The organism is Leeuwenhoekiella sp. ZYFB001, assembly GCF_011784865.1.
In the GTDB taxonomy this organism is placed as follows: Bacteria; Bacteroidota; Bacteroidia; order Flavobacteriales; family Flavobacteriaceae; genus Leeuwenhoekiella; species Leeuwenhoekiella palythoae.
The window spans coordinates 2,794,350-2,819,119 of record NZ_CP050460.1 but is presented as its reverse complement, the minus strand read 5'-3'; the positions used below and the strand labels follow the sequence as shown (position 1 = coordinate 2,819,119).

Annotated in this window: 22 protein-coding genes; 5 read left to right on the top strand and 17 right to left on the bottom strand. The window is 39.9% G+C overall.

Annotated elements, in window-relative coordinates; all coding sequences use genetic code 11:
- Position 1: 1 nt before the first annotated feature.
- The 4 genes from HCN54_RS12230 to purU form a co-directional block, all read right to left on the bottom strand.
- Positions 2-3,028: a SusC/RagA family TonB-linked outer membrane protein gene (locus HCN54_RS12230; RefSeq protein WP_240924882.1), complete on the bottom strand. Its 3,027-nt coding sequence runs from the start codon at positions 3,026-3,028 to the stop codon at positions 2-4.
- Between the two features lie 348 nt (positions 3,029-3,376).
- The gene (locus HCN54_RS12225) at positions 3,377-4,357 is read right to left on the bottom strand and encodes a carbohydrate kinase family protein (RefSeq protein WP_167598014.1); all 981 of its coding nucleotides are present in this window, start codon (positions 4,355-4,357) and stop codon (positions 3,377-3,379) included.
- A gap of 6 nt (positions 4,358-4,363) precedes the next feature.
- A complete protein-coding gene (locus HCN54_RS12220; RefSeq protein ID WP_167598013.1) occupies positions 4,364-5,065 on the bottom strand; it encodes a DUF4197 domain-containing protein in 702 nt (233 codons plus the stop codon).
- Between the two features lie 42 nt (positions 5,066-5,107).
- Positions 5,108-5,962, bottom strand: coding sequence for a formyltetrahydrofolate deformylase (gene purU, locus HCN54_RS12215; RefSeq protein WP_167598012.1), 855 nt, complete (start codon positions 5,960-5,962; stop codon positions 5,108-5,110).
- 164 nt (positions 5,963-6,126) lie between these two features.
- Between purU and HCN54_RS12210 the strand changes: the two genes are divergently transcribed.
- Positions 6,127-9,546, top strand: a complete 3,420-nt coding sequence (locus tag HCN54_RS12210) for a methylmalonyl-CoA mutase family protein (RefSeq protein WP_167598011.1) — start codon at positions 6,127-6,129, stop codon at positions 9,544-9,546.
- A gap of 152 nt (positions 9,547-9,698) precedes the next feature.
- Here the strand turns inward: HCN54_RS12210 and HCN54_RS12205 are convergent, their stop codons facing one another.
- Both HCN54_RS12205 and HCN54_RS12200 read right to left on the bottom strand, forming a co-directional pair.
- On the bottom strand, positions 9,699-10,226 hold the full coding sequence (locus tag HCN54_RS12205; RefSeq protein ID WP_009781428.1) for a hypothetical protein: 528 nt from the start codon (positions 10,224-10,226) through the stop codon (positions 9,699-9,701).
- A 91-nt stretch (positions 10,227-10,317) separates the two neighbouring features.
- Entirely contained in the window at positions 10,318-10,701 is a 384-nt protein-coding gene (locus HCN54_RS12200) for a hypothetical protein (RefSeq protein WP_072983410.1), read from the bottom strand.
- 114 nt (positions 10,702-10,815) lie between these two features.
- Between HCN54_RS12200 and HCN54_RS12195 the strand changes: the two genes are divergently transcribed.
- Complete coding sequence (locus tag HCN54_RS12195) at positions 10,816-11,283, top strand: Lrp/AsnC family transcriptional regulator (RefSeq protein WP_167598010.1); 468 nt, start codon at positions 10,816-10,818, stop codon at positions 11,281-11,283.
- On the opposite strand, the gene HCN54_RS12190 is transcribed toward HCN54_RS12195, so the two are convergent.
- From HCN54_RS12190 to HCN54_RS12175, 4 genes are read right to left on the bottom strand one after another with little or no spacing between them, the layout of a single operon-like run.
- Positions 11,275-12,489 carry an Nramp family divalent metal transporter gene (locus HCN54_RS12190; protein WP_167598009.1) on the bottom strand — a complete coding sequence of 405 codons (1,215 nt, stop codon included), beginning with the start codon at positions 12,487-12,489 and terminating at the stop codon, positions 11,275-11,277. The genes HCN54_RS12195 and HCN54_RS12190 overlap by 9 nt on opposite strands.
- A gap of 6 nt (positions 12,490-12,495) precedes the next feature.
- The gene (locus HCN54_RS12185; RefSeq protein ID WP_167598008.1) at positions 12,496-13,053 is read right to left on the bottom strand and encodes an RNA polymerase sigma factor; all 558 of its coding nucleotides are present in this window, start codon (positions 13,051-13,053) and stop codon (positions 12,496-12,498) included.
- On the bottom strand, positions 13,044-14,153 hold the full coding sequence (locus tag HCN54_RS12180; RefSeq protein WP_167598007.1) for a glycosyltransferase: 1,110 nt from the start codon (positions 14,151-14,153) through the stop codon (positions 13,044-13,046). The genes HCN54_RS12185 and HCN54_RS12180 overlap by 10 nt, the downstream gene beginning before the upstream one ends.
- A gap of 11 nt (positions 14,154-14,164) precedes the next feature.
- Entirely contained in the window at positions 14,165-14,368 is a 204-nt protein-coding gene (locus HCN54_RS12175; protein ID WP_072983420.1) for a membrane or secreted protein, read from the bottom strand.
- A 184-nt stretch (positions 14,369-14,552) separates the two neighbouring features.
- Here HCN54_RS12175 and HCN54_RS12170 point away from each other — a divergent pair, with 184 nt between their 5' ends.
- On the top strand, positions 14,553-15,191 hold the full coding sequence (locus HCN54_RS12170) for a fasciclin domain-containing protein (RefSeq protein ID WP_167598006.1): 639 nt from the start codon (positions 14,553-14,555) through the stop codon (positions 15,189-15,191).
- A 52-nt stretch (positions 15,192-15,243) separates the two neighbouring features.
- Here the strand turns inward: HCN54_RS12170 and murB are convergent, their stop codons facing one another.
- Complete coding sequence (gene murB / locus HCN54_RS12165; protein ID WP_167598005.1) at positions 15,244-16,260, bottom strand: UDP-N-acetylmuramate dehydrogenase; 1,017 nt, start codon at positions 16,258-16,260, stop codon at positions 15,244-15,246.
- On the bottom strand, positions 16,261-17,451 hold the full coding sequence (locus tag HCN54_RS12160) for a pyridoxal phosphate-dependent aminotransferase (RefSeq protein WP_167598004.1): 1,191 nt from the start codon (positions 17,449-17,451) through the stop codon (positions 16,261-16,263).
- Between the two features lie 112 nt (positions 17,452-17,563).
- Here HCN54_RS12160 and HCN54_RS12155 point away from each other — a divergent pair, with 112 nt between their 5' ends.
- Complete coding sequence (locus HCN54_RS12155) at positions 17,564-18,916, top strand: aspartyl protease family protein (protein ID WP_167598003.1); 1,353 nt, start codon at positions 17,564-17,566, stop codon at positions 18,914-18,916.
- 180 nt (positions 18,917-19,096) lie between these two features.
- On the opposite strand, the gene HCN54_RS12150 is transcribed toward HCN54_RS12155, so the two are convergent.
- A complete protein-coding gene (locus HCN54_RS12150; RefSeq protein WP_072983427.1) occupies positions 19,097-19,483 on the bottom strand; it encodes a DUF1573 domain-containing protein in 387 nt (128 codons plus the stop codon).
- Between the two features lie 197 nt (positions 19,484-19,680).
- Here HCN54_RS12150 and HCN54_RS12145 point away from each other — a divergent pair, with 197 nt between their 5' ends.
- Complete coding sequence (locus HCN54_RS12145; protein ID WP_167598002.1) at positions 19,681-22,314, top strand: valine--tRNA ligase; 2,634 nt, start codon at positions 19,681-19,683, stop codon at positions 22,312-22,314.
- A gap of 27 nt (positions 22,315-22,341) precedes the next feature.
- On the opposite strand, the gene HCN54_RS12140 is transcribed toward HCN54_RS12145, so the two are convergent.
- The 4 genes from HCN54_RS12140 to HCN54_RS12125 are packed head-to-tail and all read right to left on the bottom strand — an operon-like array spanning position 22,342 to position 24,680.
- Positions 22,342-22,611: an acyl-CoA-binding protein gene (locus HCN54_RS12140; RefSeq protein ID WP_072983432.1), complete on the bottom strand. Its 270-nt coding sequence runs from the start codon at positions 22,609-22,611 to the stop codon at positions 22,342-22,344.
- Positions 22,612-22,617: 6 nt separating this feature from the next.
- A complete protein-coding gene (locus tag HCN54_RS12135; protein WP_167598001.1) occupies positions 22,618-23,271 on the bottom strand; it encodes a phosphatidylserine decarboxylase family protein in 654 nt (217 codons plus the stop codon).
- Complete coding sequence (locus HCN54_RS12130) at positions 23,261-24,064, bottom strand: phosphatidate cytidylyltransferase (protein WP_072983436.1); 804 nt, start codon at positions 24,062-24,064, stop codon at positions 23,261-23,263. The genes HCN54_RS12135 and HCN54_RS12130 overlap by 11 nt, the downstream gene beginning before the upstream one ends.
- 1 nt (position 24,065) lies before the next feature.
- Positions 24,066-24,680 carry an LUD domain-containing protein gene (locus HCN54_RS12125; RefSeq protein ID WP_072983438.1) on the bottom strand — a complete coding sequence of 205 codons (615 nt, stop codon included), beginning with the start codon at positions 24,678-24,680 and terminating at the stop codon, positions 24,066-24,068.
- Between the last annotated feature and the right edge of the window lie 90 nt (positions 24,681-24,770).

The window sequence follows — 24,770 nt, the reverse complement described above, 5'->3', positions numbered from 1 at the left end:
TTTAAAATTTCACGTTAAGTCCTACAGAAAATGTTCTTGCCGGCGGTACCGAGTAAAAAGCTTGGCCTACACCACCTGCATCACTTCGTGCTTCAGGATCGTAACCTTCATAATCTGTGATGGTTAATAAATTAACGCCGGTAACATAAACGCGTATTTTGGTAAATCCGTAACGCTTTATTATCTCATCCGGAATGGTATATCCTAAGGTAGCATTACGTAATCTGATGAAATCATTTTCATCTAAATAGCGGGTAGATTGTGCAGTTCCGTTTCCGCCAAATAAACGTGCTTGCGGAACATCTGTTATATCACCCGGTTGCTGCCATCTGTCTGTATATTGGTCCAGCGTTTGGTTGTCAAAATAATCTGCACTGGCTGATTGAAAACGGCCACCACCGTTATAAATAGCCGAACCAAATTCTCCTTGAAATGTAAATGATAAATCTACATTCATAAAGTTGATGGTGTTGGTGATACCTCCATACCATTCAGGAAACGGGTTCCCCACAACCACACGATTTGCCTCGTTAGGGTTGTTGGTAGTTTCTCGGTTTAAACTTCCGTCTTCGTTCGTGCTATTGATGTAGTACAAGCCATCTCCATTGTCAGGATCTACACCTGCATACTCATACATATAAAATGCATTTACAGGTTCTCCTACACGCTGAATGTTTTGACCACTTACAATATCATTGTTGTTATTAGGTAATGAAAGGATCTCGTTTTTGTTGTATGCGGCATTAAAGCTTGTGCTCCACTGAAAACCTTCGGTCTGAATGATATCTGCATTCAATACAAATTCAAAACCTTTATTTTCAAGTTCACCAATATTGCTGCTGATGCTTGAAGCTCCAGAACTAGGGATCAGAGGAACGTTGAATAATAGCCCGTCAGTATTTTTGTGATAGTAATCTACCTCTCCTGAGATTCTTCCATTTAAGAAGCCAAATTCAATACCGAAGTCAGTTTGAGTGGTGGTTTCCCAAGTTAAATCTGGGTTACCCGGTTGGCTTAATGAAATACCGGGACGCTGATTATACGAAATCGCACCAAATAAATATCTAGAAGGGAAATTACCAATATCTGCGTTACCGGTTTTACCCCAGCTACCGCGTAGTTTTAAGTAAGATAAGGTTTGTGAGTCTTGCAAAAAGCTTTCTTCTGAAATCACCCATCCTGCAGAAAAAGCAGGGAATACTCCGTAGCGCTCGTTTGCACCAAATCTAGAGGAGCCATCGCGTCTAATACTAGCCTTCAATAGGTATTTATTAGCGTAGTCATAAGTAGCTCGCGCAAATAAAGAAAAGAACGCGTTTGCCGAGCGGTTACCGCTACCAGCAACAATATCTGCCCCGCCGTCTACGGTTTGAAAATCATCAGACGGAAACTGGTTTGCAGTAACACTCTCGTATCTTCGGGTTGTTTCATTAAGTTCTGTACCGGCAACAAGCCCTAACGTATGTAAATCTCCCAATTGCTTATCATAGCTTAAAAATCCTGATACAATGTAGTTTTCAGCATTTACACTGCTCGCAAACACTTCGCCATTGGTTGATTGAAATGGTGCATTTCTACCGGTAAAGTTATCTTCGGTCTGGTAATAAAGATCGTAAGCAAAGTTTCCGTTAATCTTTAAGCCGTCTAAAATCTCGTAATCACCAAAAGTACGCCCATTTACTCTGCGTATAATGGTGTTGTAAAATGCATTTTCTTCCTGAAGTAAGAAGTTAGGGTAAATCGTGTTTGCATTAGGAGTACCATCTTCATTATACGCCGGTGAAATATGCGGTTGTGCAATTGCCTGAAGCGGTGTCACAAAAGCATTGTCATTGGCGATACGATCAATATCTGAACGTGAATAGCTCAAGTTCATACCTATATTAAAACGATCACTAAACTTATGAGTGATATTGGTACGACCATTAAAACGTCTTAATTCGTTTCCGCGAACAATACCTCTGGTTTCATTTAAAGATCCTGAGAAGAAATACGAAGTTTTAGCATTTCCGCCGCTCATTGAGAAATCGGCATCAGATACATAACCATTTTGAAAAGCAAGATCTTGCCAATCTGTATCAACGGCACCATTTCTCCAATCAGTGCCCGCAGCTAGAAAGTCAAAAGTACCTTCAATATATTCAATAGCAGAAGCTTCATCAGCAAAAGAAGTTCCTACTGCATTGATAGCAGCCTCTGTAAATAACTCAATATATTGTGCTGAGCTTAACCAATCTCTCGTGTTTGTAGGCTCGCTTAATCCGTGGCTCAAATTCACCGAAAATTCTGCTTTACCTTCTTTACCGGTTTTAGTGGTGATGATTACAACACCGTTTGCTCCTCGTGAACCATAAATCGCAGCAGAAGAAGCGTCCTTTAAAATTTCGATAGACTCAATTTCATTAGGGCTAATCGATAATAAGGGGTTGGTAGGAGCGCCATTGTTGGACTCGTTTGCATTGTATAGCGGGATCCCGTCTAATACATAAAGAGGTTGTGTTCCGGCTGAAATACTGGTAGCACCTCTAACGCGTATATTTAACCCACCTTCAACTTTACCGTTAGTTTGAGTGATTTGTACACCAGCGGCTTTACCTACCAAAGCACTCTGGAAGTTAGAAACCGGAACTTCATCAATGTCTTCAGCACTCAGCTTAACAATGTTGTCTGTTAAGGTACGCTTGCTCTGAGTTCCATATCCTACCACAAGTACTTCGTCTAGTTCATCTGTGCTAGCCGCCATCGTAACATTGTAGGTTGAGGTAGACGTGATGATGACTTGTTGATTTTGAAAGCCTAAATAGGAAAAAACAAGAGTTTCACCTTCGGCAGCACTAATGGAATAATTTCCATCAAAATCGGTTTGTGTACCGGTCGTGGTGCCTTGAATGGTAATGTTTACGCCAGGTAACGGTAAGCCCTGATCGTCGGTTACGGTACCTGAAACTGTTTTGGACTGAGCAAAAGAAAAGTAGCAGGTAAGCATCATTAAAATGCTAAAAGAAAATAGTAATTTTCTATTCTTCATATTAAAGGGTTTAAGATTATAATTTCGCGTACCAACCCTAAAAATGAAGTGAAAACTTTTAGGGGAGGAGTGAAATTGTCATTATACGATGCTAAAATATTGTAATGAACCCCTTAAAAACGTTAAATTAGGTTAATTTAACACAGAATACGTCGGTTTGGAATATTGTAAGAATTTGGAAGTTTGCGAAAGTCTGAATTTTTATAATGGTTTGAAACCTTAAAATGAAGATTTGATAAAAATAGATGGGTGAAATTTACTTTTTAGCAAGTAGGTTTTGCCGAAAACGTTAACTGTTAAAATAGCAATGTTTTTGGTGGTAATTTATGCTTCAATGGGTGTAAGGAGCTATTCCCCGTAATTTTGTAGTCGGATGTTCTCTGTCTCTTCAGCAGTTTTAAAAACGTCCCAGTTTTTGCCCTGTGTGCGGCGTGCGCCTAAAATATTGGCAAATTGACCCGCCTTGATGGGGTCGTCATATTTTGCAAAGCCATAGGCTAAGCCGCCGGCAAAACTATCTCCACAGCCTGTAGTATCTACAACTTTGTCAACTTTAACCGAAGCGATCCAGTCTTTTTTGAGTTGGTTGTCCTGCAGTGAATAAAGAATACATCCTCTGGAATCCATAGTAACGTAGAAATACGACACGCCCTTTTTCAAAACGTGTTTGGCAAGATCGTCGAGATGTTCTGTTGCGTTCTCGTCATAGATTGAAGGGATCTCGTGCTCATACTCATTGGCAAAAGACATGCACTGCGATTCTTCTAAATTCATTTTTAGAACATCAATATAGGGCAGCCATTCGTCACGATCTACCCAAAATTTGCGATGCCGATGCCCTTTGACATCCATTGCGGTGGTTGCTCCGTGCGCATCAAACACGATCGTTGCATCGCTGTGCTTTTTGATATGTTTTAATGTGCTGAGGCTGATTTCAAAATCGGTGATGGGTACAAATACAAAAACCGATGCATCCAGATGTTTCTTAATATGCTTCGGGCGTATAGGATTCATACACGCCAATTGTTTTTCTTCCCGATTATTTTGGTCTTTAAAATCAAGAAGAATCACGGTGCCGCTGTCTTCTTTGGTATTGATTCCGCTGAGATCAATATTTTTAAAAGGAGTAAATTCCGCGGTGATTCCTGCTTCGTCTTTTTTATGCATATTACTTACAGGAACAACGACACCTTCAGCATCTAACAGTTTGGCCAATGCAATTACGGGATGTGTAACACAACCATAGCGCATAATTATATCGTTTTCGTAAGTCGAAATCGTATCTCTGGGAATAGGCCCGGCGACAACTATTTTTAGCGGATTTGCCATAAGCTTCTAATCTTGTAGTGCGAAAACTTTTTTAAGGAGCGTAGTGGTGCGGGCAGAAAAATCAGTTCTTATTTCTTTTTCTTCTACAGCGATCATCGTATAAACCCCTTTTAAAGCTTCTTGTGTGACATAATCGGTAAGGTCAGGATTTACGTCATTCGTTAAGGGTAGTGCATTATATTTAGTGATGAGATTACTCCAGATTTGATCTGCACCTACTTTGCTGAAAGATGATTTGATCACAGGATTAAACTTATCATACAGTTGCGTGCTGGTTTTGTTTTGTAAATACGTGGTTGCCGAATCATCTGCTCCCAGCAGTATAGTTTTTGCATCTGCAAATGTGATGCCCTTTACTGCATCAACAAAAATGGGTGTTGCTTCACTCACAGCATCTTCAGCAGCACGATTAAGTACTTTAAGACCTTCATCGGCAAGACTGCTAAGACCTACATTTCTTAAGGTTTGATCCACTTTTTGTAATTCTTCCGGGAGTAAGATCTTTACTAAACTATTTCCGTAGAAACCGTCTTTTTGGGTGAGCTTGGTCACTTGTTTTTCAATACCAAAATCTAAAGCCTGACGCAAACCACTGGCGATGGTGGCATTGTCAATACCCGTTTGATTGGGTAAATTATCAACCACAGATTGTAATTCGGCACAACTGCTTAATATTAATATCGAAAGTAGAGCAACTAGTTTTTTCATAGTGTTAAGTTAGGCTATTCTTGAAGATTTAAAAAATGTGCTTTAGGAGAAAATCACTGTTTTATTACCAAATACTAGTACTTTATGTTCCACATGCGCTTTGATAGCTCGTGCTAAAACAATTTTTTCTAGGTCTCTTCCTTTAAGAATAAAATCCTGAACCGAGTGCACGTGAGATACACGTACGATTTCTTGTTCAATGATAGGACCTTCATCCAGGTCTGCCGTTACATAATGACTCGTCGCACCTATGATCTTTACCCCGCGTTCAAAAGCAGCGTGATAGGGTTTTGCACCAATAAACGCCGGCAAAAATGAATGGTGAATATTGATGATCTTATTCTTAAACTGCGCGACAAATTCATCAGAAATGATTTGCATATACCGCGCAAGTACGATCAAATCTATTTGGTGCTCTTTAATCGCCGTGATTTGTTCTGCTTCGGCTTCTGCTTTTGTTGCTTTAGTAACCGGAATATATTTAAACGGAATTTCAAAACGCTTGGCTACGATTTCCAGATCAGGATGGTTACTTATGATCAGCGGGATTTCAACAGGTAATTCACCCGAAGCATAGCGCCCGAGTAGATCGTATAAACAATGATCGTATTTAGACACAAAAAGCGCTAAGCGTGGTTTGTAATACGCATCAAAAAGTTGATAGGTCAATTGATAATCATCTACAAATTGCGCAATAAACTGCATTTCAAAATCGGCAATGCTAAAATCTTCTTGATCAAATTCACTTTCAACACGCATAAAGAAAATGCCTTCTTGGCGATCAACGTGCTGGTCGAGATAAACGATATTTCCTTGACGCTCAAGAATAAACTGCGTGATGGTAGTCACGATACCTTTACGATCCGGACAATTGATTAAAAGTGTAATTTTCTGCATAATTTGAAAACTTGGTTGGTTGATTTTCAACGTACAACATGTAGATTAACGCAACGCTAAGCTAGAAAATAAACCTTCAAATTATAATATTAATAACACAAAATAATTATCAATTAATTAGTAATTATTTAAATTAGTGGTCTTAAAAAAGCAAAAAATTACGAATGAGTCAAATTCAGCCTTATATCCCTAAACATAAAGTACGTATTGTAACCGCAGCTTCTCTTTTTGATGGGCACGATGCTGCAATAAATATTATGCGACGCATTATTCAAGCGACCGGGGTTGAGGTGATACACCTTGGTCACGATCGGAGTGTAGAAGAGGTAGTGAATACTGCAATTCAAGAGGATGTTCAGGCGATAGCGATGACTTCGTATCAAGGCGGTCATACCGAATATTTTAAATATATGTATGATTTGCTTCAGGAAAAAGGAGCAGGGCATATCAAGATTTTTGGCGGTGGAGGCGGAGTAATTCTTCCGGAAGAAATCGAAGAATTAATGGATTACGGGATTACGCGTATTTATGCGCCAGACGATGGGCGTGAGATGGGATTACAAGGAATGATCAACGATCTTGTTGAAAAAGCAGATTTTGCTCCATCCGCTGAAGCTTTGCCGAAAACTGTGGAAATTCAAAATGCACTTCAGGAAAAAAACGTGAATGTTTTAGCCCGACTCATCTCCATGGCTGAAAATAATCACGACGTATTTCTAGAGAAATTCAAAGAGGCTGAGGCGATTTCTAGCGTTCCGGTATTAGGAATTACAGGAACCGGAGGTGCGGGAAAATCCTCGCTGGTAGACGAACTCGTAAGAAGATTTTTAAATGATTTCCCAGAGAAGAATCTTGGAATTATTTCGGTAGATCCTTCAAAACGTAAAACAGGTGGAGCGCTTTTAGGCGATCGTATTCGTATGAATGCGATCAATTCGCCTCGCGTTTATATGCGCTCGCTGGCGACTCGTCAAAGTAATTTGGCACTTTCTAAACACGTGCAAGAAGCGGTTGATGTATTGAAAGCGGCTCAATACGATCTCATTATTTTAGAGACCAGCGGAATCGGCCAGAGTGATACCGAAATTCTTGAGCACAGCGATGTGTCTTTGTATGTAATGACTCCTGAATTTGGCGCGGCAACACAGCTTGAGAAGATAGATATGCTTGATTTTGCTGATCTGGTTTCCATAAATAAGTTCGACAAACGCGGGGCTCAGGATGCGTTGCGTGATGTGAAAAAACAATACATGCGCAACCATCAGTTGTGGGAAGTTGATCAAAAAGATTTACCGGTTTACGGAACTATCGCTTCGCAGTTTAATGATCCCGGAATGAATAAATTGTATTCTGAAATCATCAAAACACTCAATGCAAAAACCGAAGCAAATTTTGAAAGTACCTTCAGCGCTACCGATGAGTTGTCTGAAAAGATTTTTGTGATTCCCCCGGCGCGCACGCGATATCTTTCTGAGATCGCTGAAAACAATCGCAGTTATGATGAAACCGCAGCTACTCAGGCTGAAGTTGCACAAAAGCTCTACGGGATTTTTAAAACCTTAGATACCGTAACAGGTGAGTTGCCTAAACTTGACAAAAGCGGCCTTGTACTTAGCGACACAGCAGAAGATCTTGATTTGGCAAAACTACTTCTGGCTGAATTTGATAAGGTAAAAATGAATCTGGATCCTTATAATTGGGAAGTGATCATAGGTTGGCAAGATAAAGTGAGTCGTTACAAAGATCCTGTGTACACGTTTAAGGTTCGTGATAAGGAAATCAAGATAGAAACGCACTCTGAATCTTTGTCGCACAGTCAGATTCCTAAAGTGGCGTTGCCAAAATATCAAGCTTGGGGCGATATATTGAAATGGGTGTTGCAAGAAAATGTGCCGGGAGAATTTCCCTATACTGCAGGCTTGTATCCGTTTAAACGCACGGGAGAAGATCCTACCCGAATGTTTGCAGGAGAAGGCGGCCCGGAACGTACTAATCGTCGTTTTCATTACGTGAGCATGGGCTTACCTGCAAAGCGGCTTTCTACCGCTTTTGACAGTGTCACGCTTTATGGAAACGACCCTGATCATCGCCCGGATATTTACGGCAAGATCGGTAATGCGGGTGTTTCTATCTGTTGCCTTGATGATGCAAAAAAGCTGTATTCAGGCTTCGATTTGGCAAACCCGATGACTTCGGTAAGTATGACCATTAATGGCCCGGCACCGATGTTACTTGGTTTTTTTATGAATGCAGCGGTTGATCAGGCTTGTGAAAAATACATCACGGAGAACAATTTAGAAGACGAAGTCGAGCAAACTATTCAGTCGATTTATAAGGAAAATGGATTAGACCGACCGGTTTACAACGGCGAACTTCCTGAAGGAAATAATGGCTTAGGCTTGATGCTGCTTGGCGTTACCGGAGATCAAGTTTTGCCGGCGGAAGTGTACGAGGAAATCAAAGAGGAAACCATCAAGCAAGTGCGTGGTACTGTTCAGGCAGATATTCTCAAGGAAGACCAGGCGCAAAACACCTGTATTTTTTCAACTGAATTTGCACTGCGTCTTATGGGTGACGTGCAGGAATATTTTATTGAGAATCAGGTGCGCAATTTTTATTCGGTTTCTATTTCAGGATATCATATTGCTGAAGCAGGCGCCAATCCCATCACGCAAATCGCGTTCACTTTAGCAAACGGATTTACCTATGTGGAGTACTATCTCAGCCGCGGAATGGATATCAATAAATTTGGTCCCAACCTGTCGTTTTTCTTCAGTAATGGTATTGATCCCGAATATGCCGTGATCGGTCGTGTGGCGCGTAGAATATGGTCTAAAGCGCTAAAGCATAAATACGGAGCCAATCCTCGAGCTCAAATGCTGAAGTATCACATTCAAACTTCAGGAAGATCTTTACACGCGCAGGAAATTGATTTTAATGACATCCGTACGACGCTGCAGGCGCTGTATGCGATTTATGATAATTGCAATTCGTTACACACAAACGCTTATGACGAAGCGATCACCACGCCAACTGAAGAAAGCGTGCGTAGAGCGATGGCAATTCAGTTGATAATCAATAAAGAACTGGGCTTAGCTAAAAATGAAAATCCTATACAGGGAGCTTTTATAATTGAAGAACTTACTGATCTGGTAGAGGAAGCTGTGCTTACTGAATTTGACCGTATTACCGAACGCGGCGGCGTGCTAGGTGCTATGGAAACCATGTACCAGAGAAGTAAAATACAGGAAGAAAGTTTGTATTATGAGACGCTCAAACACAATGGAGATTTCCCGATCATTGGGGTTAATACGTTTTTGAGTAGTAAAGGTTCGCCAACTGTAAAACCTGCCGAAGTCATCAGAGCAACCGAAGCAGAGAAGCAAGCACAGATCAATACGTTGACAAAGCTTCATAAAGCCTACGAAGATCAAGCGGAAAATGCCTTGCGCAAAGTACAAGAGGCGGCGATCAAAAACGACAATATTTTTGAGCAACTTATGGAAGCGACAAAAATCTGTTCGCTCGGTCAAATTACCGAAGCACTTTTTGAGGTTGGAGGTCAGTACAGACGAAATATGTAAGACCGAATCAAACATTATGACAAAAAAATGCCCTTTTTTCAAAGGGTATTTTTTTTGGCACCGCCAAAAGGTTAAATACACCGGGCTTGCCTCGGGTTTGATAATTCGTTTCTATCCAAAACCTAAGGAATTACCGAGGTAGCTTACTGTTTTCAATCTTCAAAATCAAGATCGTCAGGATCAAAGGGTAAATCGTCATCAGGATCAGGGTCGTTATAGTTGATTCCCGGCGGATTAAACAGTCCCCAGCGGTCTATCATATAATTCCACGGGTCAAAAGTCTTTACCCATTCTGCAAATAAAATCCTGAAGTCTTCAATCTCATTGCGAAGTAAGTTGAGGTATTCGGTTTCTTTAAAACCGAACATTTCCAGGCCGGTCATATGCGTGGCGAGATCGCGTGCGCATTTGCGAATGATGGTGGCCTTTTCCATCTTAATGTCATAAAGGTCACAATGATAAGCTCCAGCAATCTTTGAAGGAATGATTGATGCATCTTCACGTATAAACAAGGCTTGACTACGCAAAATCTCTTGTTCATTTTTGTCTTTTGAGTCAATCTCATAAGACGCTGCAATCTCTGCAATACGATTAGCCAACTTTAAAATTTCGGTTGCTTTTTTAAAGAGTTCGCTGTCTTGATAATCATTTTGCGAATTAAAATCGTCTTCTGATGGCATGTGTTTTCTAGCTTTAAATCTGTGCCTTAATATAGGGGTGAAAGGATTGATTTAAAAATACAAAACATTCTTTTCAAAGAAACAGATGAGACTATAAGGTCATCATCCATTTGTGCTGAAGCTTTCTAAATTTGCGTATTTCGCGGCGTAAAATGCGTACAAAGTCTTTTCCGTTGCTTTCTGCACGCTCCAGCCGTTCACAAGTGCGATATAAACTAGAAGTCAGTCGTTCTATAGAAGCAGCTTGCTTTAGCCTGTCGTCTTGAAAAGCCATATTTTCAGCTTTTAAAATTTCAGGAGCCAGTGAGTCTGATTGACGTACAATATCTCCTGTAAAATACACATAGGGATCTTCGCTGCCATCTTTTTTAAGATGTGCAAGATCATAAACCAAATAGTTAGAAACTGAGCGCGAAAGTCTCAGAATTTCAATAGCTTGGTTATAAAGATGTGTATTTCTAGGTATATACGTCATTGCTTTAATATTCGTTCAAATTTAACGGTATTCTACAACTTATATATTTTGTATTTAAAGTGTAAGTTTGTATTTACTTTAATTTTTAAAGAAATAATTATAATTTATTTAAAAATGAATATAGATTCTGTAAACTGGAAAATCCTTCAACTATTACAGCGTAATGCACGTATAAGCGTGAGCGCTATAGGCCGTGAAATTGGCATCACTTCGCCTGCTGTTGCAGAGCGTATTAGGAAGATGGAAGACGCCGGGGTACTCATTGGTTACAAGGCTGAAATCTCGCATATAGAATCAGGTCATCAGCTTAAAGCGATCATCACGCTGCGCGCATTTATGGGAAGGTTAAAACCTTTTTTAGAAAAGGTACACGATTTTAGTGAAGTGCTCAATTGCTATCGCATCACGGGTAATGAAAATATTTTTATGGAAGTGGTGCTTTTTGATCAATTCCATCTGGAAGAATTTATTGATAAATTGATTACCTATGGGGAAACCAAAACACACATAGTTCTTTCTACAGTGATCGAAAATGCACCAATAAGAACCCGCAAAGAAGACCGAAAGAAAAAATCAGAATAGCGTACTCAAATACCACAAACTGAAAAGAATAAGCAAAACGATCGCAAACCAACTGAAATAATTAAGCAGTTTGCCGGGGCGATGTTCTTTAGGTACTACGCTGCTGTTCATCACCAGCACATTACTTATCGCAAAAAATGGAGCAGTCAAAAAAGAAAGTATGGTCGCAATTTGCACCAATGTTCCCATCTCGTTGGTTAAAAAGAACAGAATACCTACAGTGCCCAGAATGAGAATCACGATCCAGATAAAATAACTGTGCTTTATCTTTTTATCAGTGATTAGGTCTAAGGTTTTTGCCATAGATCGGGGAGAAGCGTCCAGCGTTGTTAGCGTAGTGCTAAACATCGTAGTCAATGCTGCTATACCGATCAGATAAAACGCCCAGTTGCCTAAACTACTGGTGTACATGTCTATCAATTGTTTGGCAAAAGCAACGCCGCTGGAACTAAAACTGCTTCCGCTATGAAACATAATAAAGGTCCCCAGCGCAACAAAACAAGTGCCTACGATTATAGTGCCTAAAAAGCCAATATTAAAATCAAAAACAGCAGATTTTGGAGTTATAGCTCCGCTTTTAGCTTTTTCCAAAGACCATAAGGAATGCCAGATAGAAATATCTAAAGGTGCCGGCATCCAACCCATGAAGGCTATCAAGAATGCAATTCCTATTGAATCTTTAGGGAGTATTTGAGTTAGGCTAACTGCTTCAGACGTTTGTGAGCCTGCCATATATGCCGCAGCGAGTGTGCTGATCGTAAGTGTGATCACAATGACTTTCATTAAACGATCTAAGAGATTGTAGCGACCAATAATGAGTATCACGGCACAGATCGCGGTAATGATCAAAGACCAGATTGTGATATCCCAGTTCACATCAAAGATATAGGTAGCAATACCCGCGGTTACGATGGTTACCGCAGTTTGAATTGTAAAAATGGTAAGCATATTGATACAGAAGTATAGGATTAAAACAGCTTTACCCAGACGTTTGTAACCGTCAAGCAAACTCTGACCGGTAGCTGCCGCATAGCGTGGACCAAATTGGAAAAACGGATATTTAATCACGTGAATTAGCACTAACGCCCAGACCAGGCCAAAGCCATAATCAGCTCCCGCTCGGGTAGATTGTACGAGGTGTGATACGCCAATGGCAGCACCGGCAAACAAAAGGCCGGGACCCAACTGTCTAAAAAAATGCTTCATGAGTACTTAATGCTCTTTTTCGATCAAGTCTGAAAGAAGGCGGCGAGCCCGCAATAATTTAACCTTCACGTTGCTCATAGGCTCATTTAAGGTTTGCGCCATTTCTTTGTAACTCATCTCTTGAAAGTAGCGCAAATTTATCATTTCCTGATAATGTGGTTTAAGTTTTTTAATGTGCCCCTTCAGTTCAGAAAGACTTTGTTCTGTGATGAGCGCATCTTCGGCAGTAGGATTGTCGTCAGCTACTTTATTTACTTTTTCATCTTTACTGAAATGCCGCTGCCTGCTGTTTTCTTTCCGAAGCAAATCAATATGAAGATTTTTAGAGATCGTAATAAGCCACGTACTGAATTTATACGTACTATCGTAAGACTCCAGTTGGTTAAACGCTTTGGCAAAAGTTTGAATGGTAATTTCTTCTGCCTTAAAATCATCTTGCGTACGCTCTAGCTGAAAACGGTAAACCATATTCCAATGGGTGTTCAGCAGGTAATTAAAAGCGCTCTGACTGCCACTCTTAGCCTGTGTAATTTTATGATTTACGATGTCTTGATTTACTTCCAACGGCGGGGTTTTACCAGAGAGTTTGATATAAAGATAAGCATTTGCAGACTCACTAAAAACGGTTCTAACAAGAGGGTAAAAGGGATTAAATCGCGCTCCTGAAGTTTTTTAGCGGTGCTTGCATATATGCCCCAAACATACAACTCCCGCACAACAAATAAACACAAGATTATATAAAAATGTGCAGTGGCAGTGAGTGCGGCTCCTAAAAAAAATAAAAAGAATAGTACTTGAGAGCAGTAAAAAAGAGCGAGCTGTACTTGATGTTTTGCTTGATATAAGTGCGCTATGCCAACGTGTCTTCTCTTCTGAATGAACCAGCTTTTCCAAGTGGTTTTGGGTTGTGAGATCGTAAAAGCTTCCGGATTTATGCAGAGTGCTACATTGGTAGGTGTTGCATTTTGATTGACAAAAAGGTCATCATCTCCCGGTTTAACGTGCTTATGGGATTCAAAGCCGCCGCTCGTAGTAAAAAGAGTTTTAGTATACGCTAGATTTCTACCAACACCCATATAAGTATTCTTGTGCAGGGCATACCCAAAATATTGCAAAGCAGTCAGCAAGGTTTCAAATCTGATCAACTTGTTTAAAAAAGAATTCTTCAATTTGAGATAGGCACCATAACCCAAAACAATTTCAACATTGGGTGTAAAAGTTGAATGCATTGCTCTCAGCCAGTGTTTTGAAGCCGGAATGCAATCTGCGTCTGTAAATACGAGACGGTCATATTGCGCCATAGCAACTGCTGCTGTGATTCCTGCTTTTTTACCAGTTTGCTCTGTAAGATTAAGGAATTTAAAATTATGGTGTTTTTGATCCAATTCACGCAGAAGTTCTAAACTTCCATCTGTAGAATGGTCATTCACGATCAGAATTTCAAAAACAGAAAATTCCTGCTCCAGCAATTTTGGGATAAGCGTTCTGAGGTTGTTGATCTCGTTCTGAGCACAAACAATTACAGAAATACCTTCTTCTTCAGAATTTGTTTTAATGGACCGCTGTGGTCTAAATGGGAAAATTGAAAAATACGCGAAGTAACTTATGTTGACAATGCCAATGGCTACAAACGCATAAAAGAAAAGTGGGCTTAGTGCAACCAAGCCGGTGAAGATTAAGATGCTTTACTGGTAGAGCAGTCGCCTATTTCGTCTGGCATTTTACCACACATCCCGCAGGCTTCACCACTTTTATTCAAATAAGGATTCTGACTTGCGCAGGTTCCGGCAAATTTACCGTCTTTTTTTGCCCAAATTTTAATAGCAATTCCGGCAAATGCAAGTCCTAATAAAAGTAATGTGATTAATAGCAGTTTCATAACTCAAAATATATGATACAAAGATACAAAATGAAGCTTTGAGCCCCAAGTTATAGCTTTGTCGTAAAGCGTTAATATTTCTAACATATCCCCGGTTTATTTAACTAAAGATTAGTAGCGCAGCCGTTTAAGTGCTTGATATTCTGTTTAATTTGGCTTCTACATTAACCATAAAAAAATGATTATGAAATTCAATAAGTTAATTATAGCTCTTGCAGTAAGCACCGGTGTTTTAGTTTCTTGTAACGACGGAAAAAAGAATGAAGAAGAAATAAGACTAGAGGAGCAGGAGATGCAAACCGCTGAAGCTGATAAAGCCGCGAAGGAAGCAGAAGAAGCAGAGATGAAAGCTCAACAGATGAAAGAAGAAGCGCGTGCAAGCAGTATTGCTTCAAAAGCGATGGCGGCAGAAGAATTAGATACATTAGTTCTTGCCTTGAAAGCAGCAGGTTTATCTGAAATGTTGATGGCAGAAGGAGAGTATACCGTTTTTGCTCCTACAGATTATGCTTTTTCTCAATTGAAAAAAGGTACGCTTGAAGATTTGACCAAAGCTGAAAACAAAGAACAATTAGTAAGTGTGCTGCAATACCACGTAATCCCGGGAATTATGAGATCTGAAGATCTTGGTAAAGCGATAGATGCCGGCAACGGAAAAGCTAAAATTCAAACAGTAAAAGGAGAGGAACTCACCATAATGCGTGATGGAGATCAAATTGTGATCAGAGACGGAAAAGGTAAAAAAGCCCAAATCGTCCTAGGTAATATCGAAGCATCAAACGGTGTGGTACACGAAGTAAATAAAGTATTGATGTCTAAGTAAGTTGATACACTCATAAAACAAAAACCCCGCTTTTCTGCGGGGTTTTTATTTTTTACTCAATAATATTGACTTCGGGCTGAATCTCAATTCCAAATTGCTGATGAACTTCTTTCTGAATTTGCAGCGCCAAATCCCAGATTTCGTTGCCGCTGGCATTGCCGTAATTTACGAGAACCAAAGCTTGATTTTTATGAACGCCGGCATCACCAAATCGTTTTCCTTTAAATCCGGCTTGTTCAATAAGCCAACCCGCGGGAATTTTGACTTCTGCTTCAGAAACAGGATAAAAAGGCATTTCAGGATATTTCTGCTGTATGGTCTCAAAAATAGTTTTAGGTACTACCGGATTCTTAAAGAAACTTCCGCTGTTGCCCAATTTTTTAGGGTCAGGAAGTTTAGATGATCTGATAGCAATAACGGCTTGAGCGATATCTTTAATAGAAGGATCACTGATTTTCTTTTCATTCAAAACCTGTTGAATTGCTCCGTAGCCGGTATGCAATTCGTGCTTGTTTTTATCCAATTGAAAGATTACCGAAGTAATAACATATTGATCCTTTAACTCATTTTTAAAAACCGAATCTCTATACCCAAAACGACAGTCTTTAAGCGAGAAGGTCTTTTGTTCTAAAGTCGTTCTGTGAATCGCCGTGCAACTGTAAAAATGATCTTTAAGTTCAACCCCATAAGCACCAATGTTTTGAACTGGCGCTGTACCTACATTTCCGGGAATTAATGCCATATTCTCGACCCCGGCGTAACCGTGGTTCACACAATACATCACAAACTCGTGCCAGTTTTCGCCGCCGGCAACTTCTAGCCAAATATTGTCAGCAGTTTCCTTAACCGTTTTAATTCCTTTGAGCGCAACGTGGATTACTAAAGCCTGCACATCGCTTTTTAATAGCATATTGCTTCCGCCGCCTAAAATAAATTTTTCAGGATAAGCTTCTATGTGCAATGCTTCTTTGAGCATTTCAATATCAGTAACCGAAATAAACGCTTTCGCCTTTGCTGAAATACCAAAGGTGTTATACGACTTTAAAGATGCATTATGAGTAATTTGCATTTAGTCTTTATACTGGCTTAGAGCTTCTTTTAAAAGTTCGACAGCTTCAATCAAATCTTCTTTTTTCAGTACATAAGCGATACGCACTTGATTTAAGCCTTCGCCGGGAGTAGAATAAAAACCTGCTGCAGGCGCTACCATTACTGTTTTTTTGTTGACTTCAAAAGACTCTAAGAGCCACTGCGCAAAATCATCAGAATTTTTTACAGGAAGCTCGGCAATACAGTAAAATGCACCTTTAGGCTTGGCAACACGCACACCAGGAATGGCTTCTAAACCTGCAACCAGCGTATCTCTACGATCAACATATTCTGAAATTACTTCGTCAAAATAAGACTGTGGAGTGTCAAGAGCAGCTTCACTCGCAATTTGAGCAAGTGTAGGCGGACTCAAACGCGCCTGAGCGAACTTCATCGCTGTAGCCATAAGTTCTTTGTTGCGGCTTACGATGCATCCTATACGCGCGCCGCACATAGAAAAACGCTTAGAAACCGAGTCGATCATAATTGTATGCTCGTCAATCTCGCGCTGATTTAAAACAGAATTATGTTGCAACCCGTCATAAGCAAACTCACGGTAAACTTCATCTGCTATTAAAAACAGATCGTGTTTTTTTACCAACTCAGAAAGTTGGTCGAGTTCGTCTTTACTATACAAGTAACCTGTAGGATTTCCCGGGTTACAAATGATGATCGCTTTAGTTTTAGGAGTGATCTGTTTTTCAAACTCAGCGATAGGAGGTAGTGCAAAACCGCTTTCAAATGATGAAATTACCGGTTTTACAGTCACTCCAGAAGCGGTTGCAAAACCGTTGTAGTTGGCGTAAAAAGGCTCAGGAATGATAACCTCGTCTCCAGGGTCTGTAATACTTCCCATGGCAAATAAGAGCGCTTCAGATCCGCCGGTGGTAATGATGATATCATTTGCATCCATCTCGATGCCTTGTTTAGCGTAATAAGCAGCTAATTTTTGGCGATAGCTTAAAAATCCTGCCGAATGGCTGTACGACAACACCTCGATATTGGCCTCTTTTACTGCATTAAGCGCAGGCTGTGGCGTTTGAATATCAGGTTGGCCTATATTGAGTTGGTGAATTTGGACCCCTCTAGCTTCTGCTGCTTCAGCAAAGGGTACAAGTTTTCTTATAGGAGATTGTGGCATTAATTGCCCTTTTTGCGATAACTGCGGCATGTCATTTAATTTAGTCTGTAAAGTTGCAAATTAAAAACGAGAAAAAAATTTAAAGAATGAACTAGCATAAATCCGTATTAATTACTAAATTAACAGTAATTGCACGTTAATTATGCGTTATGTTTATTTAATATCGGCACTGTTTATTTATATGGTAAATTTTGAGGTTTTTCCTCAAGGTGCATTTCTTTTGCCTGATGGTAAAAATCATATAAAAATAAAAGCTGATGTTGTAAATAATCTAATGATCATTCCTGTGCAGATCAATGGTGTTGAATTGTCTTTTTTGCTCGATACCGGTGTGCGTTCTACAATTCTTTTTGATGCCGAAGCAGATTACCCATTAGAGCTGAATAATAAATCTACGGTCTGGCTACGCGGTTCTGGGGATGGTGAGCCTAGTAAGGCGATAAAATCAACTCAGAATATTATAAATATCGGTGCTTCGGCAGCGATCAATCAAACGGTTTATTACATTCCGGATAGCGCCCAAAACTTCTCGCCCCGACTTGGATTTCCCGTACACGGGATCATTGGGTATGCGCTTCTAAAAGACCTTTGTGTAGAGCTCAATTATCAGCGCGGCTTTATAAAACTATATGATCCTGAATATTTTCGCTCAAAGAAATTTCGATCCTCTACTGCGTTAAATTTCGAACTTAAAGAAGGAAAACCCTATCTAAATATTGGTCTGAATCAAAATCAAAAAGATTTCAATGCAAAGCTTTTGCTCGATTCGGGCAGTGGCGACGCGTTGTGGTTGTTTCACAATACCCACGAGGATATTGCAGTTTCAGAGAATGCTTTTAAAGATCATTTGGGTTTGGGACTTAATGGGGAGGTAACAGGATATCGATCTAGAATAAACAGGCTTTCCTTAGGCGATTATGAGTTAGATAAGGTGAATGTCGCTTATCCTGATGATCAATCCTTAACGTATTTAAATGGAATGAATTTTAGAAATGGAAGCATTGGTGCATCGGTGTTGCGAAGATTTACGGTATACCTTGACTATGGTAAGAAAAGGCTGTTTTTGCGAAAAAACCACTACTTTGATGATCCGTTTAGATACAATCGAAGCGGGCTGGTCGTAGAGCATACAGGTTTTGAGTTGGTGGCTGATATTGATTACGGAATAGCAAAATCGAGAACCATAACCACTGCAGATGGCAGTACCCGAAGTGTCTTTCTAGAAACAAATGTTGTGCAGTTTCCGCAATTGCGATTAAAACCCAATTTTGAGATTGCAGCAATTCGGGAGAATTCTCCGGGAGCTGATGCGGGATTGGTAGTAGGCGATAAGCTGCTGAAGATTAACGGTCGTGATGTGCGTAAATTAGAGCTGAGCGATATTACTAAACACTTTTTTAAAGATGAGGGAGAAGTCTTACGTCTAAGAATTGAGCGTAATGGCGTTGAATTTAACAGGAGACTGAAATTAAAAAAGCTACTAGTAGAGGAGTAAATTGCTTCAAGATTTTAAATCGATTGACTTTCTAAGAAACCGATTTAGGAGGCACTAAATGGAAGCAAATTTTCAATTTAGAAGTGTCCTAGTAGTCATTTAGATAGTGTGTTAAACCTATCTACGAGCCGATAAAAAAGCGACCATTAGGTCGCTTTTGCTTTAATATATTTTCCGGTTTTAATTGGTTGCCGGTAATAAGGTTCCCTTGATTTTTAAAGTATACGGTTCTGCCGAAGCATTAGTATATACCGTAATGGTTTTGCGTATTGGTCCGGGAGAGCGGTTGGTGTCATATTTTACTTTGATCACGCCGGTATCGCCGGGAGCAATAGGATCTTTAGGTGGGCTAGGCACTGTACAGCCGCAAGTAGAGTAGGCTTTAGAAATTACTAGCGGGGCATCACCGGTATTTGTAAATTTAAATTCTCGGGTGCCATCACCTCCGTGTGCAACGTCACCATAATCGATTACGTCAGTTTCAAAAGTAATTGCAGCTTTCTTATCCTGAGCTTGCAGGCCTAAAGTCATTAGACCAACAGCAAGAATCAAAACAATTTTTTTCATAATTCTAAGTGTTAATGAGATATAAAAGTAAGCTTATTCTAAAGTATGTGCAAAAAGTAGCAGTTATTTAATTAAATCTTAAGTTTTTTCTTACAGCATAACTTTTCAAAACCCTACGTTTTAATCGGTCGGATTTTTTCAGAATACTTACTATTATAAGTACTTTTGCACTCTTAAAGACAAAAATTAGACCAATAATGGCATTAGCTTCAAAATATAGCTCTAAAGATGTGGAGCAAAAGTGGTATGACTACTGGATGAAACATAACTATTTTCATTCAGAACCTAATGAAAAAGAGCCTTATACGATTGTAATTCCGCCACCTAACGTAACCGGAATATTGCATATGGGGCATATGCTGAACAACACGATCCAAGATGTACTCATAAGACGCGCGCGTCTTAAAGGATTTAATGCATGCTGGGTTCCGGGAACCGATCACGCCTCTATTGCTACTGAAGCTAAGGTGGTTGCTAAATTAAAAGCCGAAGGAATTAATAAAAGCGAACTTACTCGCGAGGAGTTTTTAAAACACGCCTGGGAGTGGACCGATAAATACGGCGGAACCATCTTAGAACAGCTTAAAAAACTGGGTGCTTCGTGCGACTGGGAGCGCTTACGTTTTACCATGGATGACACCATGTCAGCGAGCGTTATTCAATCTTTTGTTGATTTATATAACAAAGGCCTTATTTATCGCGGTCATCGAATGGTAAATTGGGATCCCGAAGCGCAAACCACACTTTCTGATGAAGAGGTGATTCACGAAGAGCGCCAAGGATTTTTGTACTATTTAAATTATAAGTTGGCTGGCAGTGATGAAACGTTAACCATTGCCACTACACGACCGGAAACTATTTTTGGGGATACTGCGATCTGTATCAATCCTAATGACGATCGATTTACCCATTTAAAGGGTAAGAAAGCCATTGTGCCTATCGCAAATAGAGAGGTGCCTATAATCGAAGATGAATATGTAGATCTTGAGTTTGGTACCGGTTGTTTAAAAGTGACACCGGCGCATGATGAAAATGATAAAATGTTAGGCGACAAGCACCAACTTGAAGTGATCGACATTTTTAACGATGATGCTTCTTTAAATGAGCACGGTCTGCATTACAAAGGTAAAGATCGTTTTGTAGTTCGTGAAGAAATTGTTGCAGAGCTCAAAGCTGCTGGGGTTTTAGTAAAAACTGAAAAGCATTCGAATAAAGTTGGTACTTCAGAGCGTACTAAGGCGGTAATAGAACCTAAACTTTCTGATCAGTGGTTTTTAAAGATGAAAGAACTTGCTGAGCCAGCAATCAAAGCAGTTTTAGAGTCAGACGAGGTAAACTTGTTTCCGAAGAAATTTGAGAATACGTATCGCCATTGGATGGAGAACATCAGAGACTGGAATATTTCTAGACAGCTTTGGTGGGGACAGCAAATTCCCGCGTATTACTACGGTAATGGGCGTGAGGATTTTGTAGTTGCTAAATCTCGAGAAGAAGCGCTTGAAGCGGCTAAAGTAAAAACCGGAAATGCGCAACTCACTGATACAGATTTGCGTCAGGATGAAGATGCTTTAGATACTTGGTTTTCTTCTTGGTTATGGCCTATGAGTGTGTTTGACGGGGTTGCAAATCCTGATAATGCAGATTTTAAATATTACTATCCTACCAATGATTTGGTGACCGGTCCTGATATTTTATTTTTCTGGGTGGCTCGAATGATTATGGCAGGTTATGAATATACCGGTGAAAAGCCATTTACCAATGTATACTTGACCGGACTCGTGCGTGATGCTGAGCGTCGTAAGATGTCTAAATCGTTGGGGAATTCTCCTGATGCCATGAAGCTTATTGATGATTATGGTGCAGATGGTGTGCGCGTAGGGCTATTATTGAGTGCTTCGGCAGGAAATGATCTCCTTTTTGATGAAGATTTGTGTCAGCAAGGAAAAGGCTTTATAAATAAGATCTGGAATGCCTTTAGATTGATCAAAGGTTGGGAGGTTGATGACACTATTCCGCAGCCGGAATCGAGCAAGAAAGGATTGGCTTGGTATAACGAGCGCTTTAAGCAGGCAACGGTTGAGATCGAGGATCACTTTAGTAAATACCGTATAAGTGATGCGTTGATGACTACTTATAAGTTGGTTTGGGATGATTTCTGTAGTTGGTTGCTAGAAATCGTAAAACCTGAGTATGGTAAGCCTATTGATAAAGTCACTTTTGATGCGGTGATTGAAGCTTTAGAAAACAACCTTAGAATTTTACATCCATTTACTCCTTTTGCTTCGGAAGAGATCTGGCAGAATATCGCTGACCGTACCCCTGAAGAAGCTTTGATCATCAATGAATGGCCAAAGATCACTGAGCCTGATGAAGCGATTTTAGCAGATTTTGATTTGGCGGCTCAGACTATTACAGGAGTGCGCGCGATTCGTAAAGAAAAGAATATTTCGTTCAAAGATGAACTAGAGCTCTTTGTTTTGAATACCGAAGGTTTTTCAGATAGTTTTGATACAGTAATTACTAAGTTATGTAACCTATCTAAAATTGAAAGTACAGACGCTAGTGTAGACGGTGCACTTTCTTTCCGTGTAAAAGCTAATGAGTATTTTATTCCGCTTACGGGAGCTATTGATGTAGAAGCTGAATTGGCTAAGATCAACGAAGAGTTGAAATACACCAAAGGTTTTTTAAAGTCAGTTTCCGGGAAACTTTCTAACGAGCGTTTTGTAAACAATGCTCCAGAAAAAGTTGTGGCTATAGAGCGCCAGAAACAGGCAGATGCTGAAGCGAAGATCGAAGCACTCGAAAAGCGCTTGGCGGCGTTAAGTTAATTCTGAAATTAAATAGAAATTCTAAAACTAAGGAATATGTTGAGCGACCAGCTTAATGTATTCCTTTTTTGCTTCTGTGGCAGAAAGACCTTTAATCTGTATGAGCGCGTTGTATTTAAATGCGCTTCGCAGGTCGTTTTCTTTTATATTTTCAAGAGGAATAAGTTTGCTTTTGTGATTGCCTTGTTTGTAGTAGGCGTAAAGCAAAAGTTGAATGTCTTGTGGTAAGGCAACGGTTGTGGCGCTTGCCTTCTCGTATGCCGCCTGAAATGCTTTATCTAACTCTTCTTTTGTCAAACCAAATTACTTAAGGGTTGCTATCACGCTTTGTGCTCCTTTTACTTTTTGGTTAAGCGTAACAGCAATTGGAGTATCTAACGGCAAAAATACGTCAACTCGAGAACCAAATTTGATAAAACCGCTATCTTCTCCCTGAAAAACTTCATCGCCCTCTTTAGCGTAGTTCACAATACGTTTTGCGAGAGCGCCGGCAATCTGGCGATAAAGCACATCACCAAAGCTCGTAGAACGAACAACCACAGTAGTGCGCTCGTTTTCTTCAGAGGCTTTAGGGTGCCAAGCAACCAGATATTTTCCGGGATGGTATTTACTGTAAACTACTTTTCCGCCTGCGGGATAACGCGTAACGTGTACATTGAGCGGCGACATAAAAATGGAAACTTGCAGACGTTTTTCGTTAAAATACTCTTTTTCAAATACTTCTTCGATAACCACTACTTTTCCGTCAACGGGAGAAACGATCTCTTCTATATTTCCGGCAGCCTTGCGGCTAGGATTTCTAAAAAACTGAAGGATCAGAACTAAAAAAATCACAAGCGCGGCATAGCATACGTATTGAAGCCAAACAGGACTTACCCAGGTTTGAGTTGAAACAAAGCCAATGGCTACCACCAGAAGCGTTACGATAATTATGGTATATCCTTCTTTATGAAACATATTCAAATACTATTAAAACCAAATAAATAAAAGGGCTGGCGAAAAGTATGCTGTCAAGACGATCATACAAGCCTCCGTGGCCCGGCATTAGCGTTCCGCTGTCTTTAACCCCGGCTTCACGTTTGAGCTTAGACTCGATCAAGTCGCCAAAGGTTCCTAAAGTGCTCATTACTACAGCGAGCGATAGCCAAATATTGAAGTTGAGGCTATGCGTAAATTTATGAATAAAATAACTGGCGATACAAGCAAAAACGAGTCCGCCAAAAAATCCTTCTATGGTCTTTTTGGGCGAAATACTAGGGAAAAGTTTATGCCTCCCAAAACTTTTACCTACAATATATGCGAACGTGTCATTAGTCCAAATGAGTACAAAAAGCCCTGCTACGGTGTAAGGAGAAAAATCATCACCGTGGGTTGGGAGCAAGGTCAGGAACACAAAACTTGCGATGATATAAAAAACCGTAATGTGTAGCTTTTGAAGCTTATTATATTTTCTGATCTTTTCGCTGAAAAGATTTTTCATCAAATACAATCCGGTGCCTACCGTCAAGCCTAACAATACTAAAGTAGCGGGTTTTGACAGCTTATAATAGCTGAAGAATAAAATGAAGCCTATTAAAATGAGGTAGGTGTACCAGAACTGAAATCCTATAAGTCTTAAGAATTCACGAAGGGTGATGATCCCGAATAATAAGAACAGGAGTATGTACCATTTTTCAGAATAAAAAATAGAAAAGAGTAGGATAATAACATATAAAAAGCCCGAGAGTGCTCTTACGCTAAGTTCACGCATACTACAAATCTTCTAGTAGTAACAAGTAAAGATTTTTTGCGCTACTTCCGTAAGACATAAAATCTTTAGTACCTTCTTTAGGTTCAAAATTCTTGATGGTGGTGATGTTGGTAGGGATTTGCCCGGTATTTTTCTTTTTAATACCTCTTAGGCCTTCACCAATATTATTTACAATTTGGCTTGTGGTCGCAAAAATGACAAAATTTTGCGGTAATTCTTTTAACTTTTTCTCTTTGATCTGATTGGAAGAAACGAGTAAACTACCGTCGTCAGCAATCAGATTTTCACAAGTAGACAGAAAAAAGCTAGACTCTTTGTTGTGGCCAAACTCTAGATTGTAACCGTCAAAAAGCTTTTGCAATTTATCGTCCATACAATAGGCTTCTTGCTCATACCAGTCGTTTTCCAGTAAAATATTGTCAAAGCTCTCGTGAACCTCATCCATATCAATACAATACAAGAATTTACCACCATTAAGTATAAAATGTTTGGTAAAACGTTCATCGGCCGGCGCAGTAATGTCTGGCATATATTTGCCGCGTTCTGGACCTTTGTTGCTGGGGCTCTCAGAACTAGATGAACTTTTCTGTTTAAAAAGCTTATTAAAAATACTCATAAATGAGTGTGTATTCGTCTAAATTTAGGATTCTATCAAATATAAAAAATCTTAACTCAACAGCGTGTCAAGTTAAGATTTTATATTGTT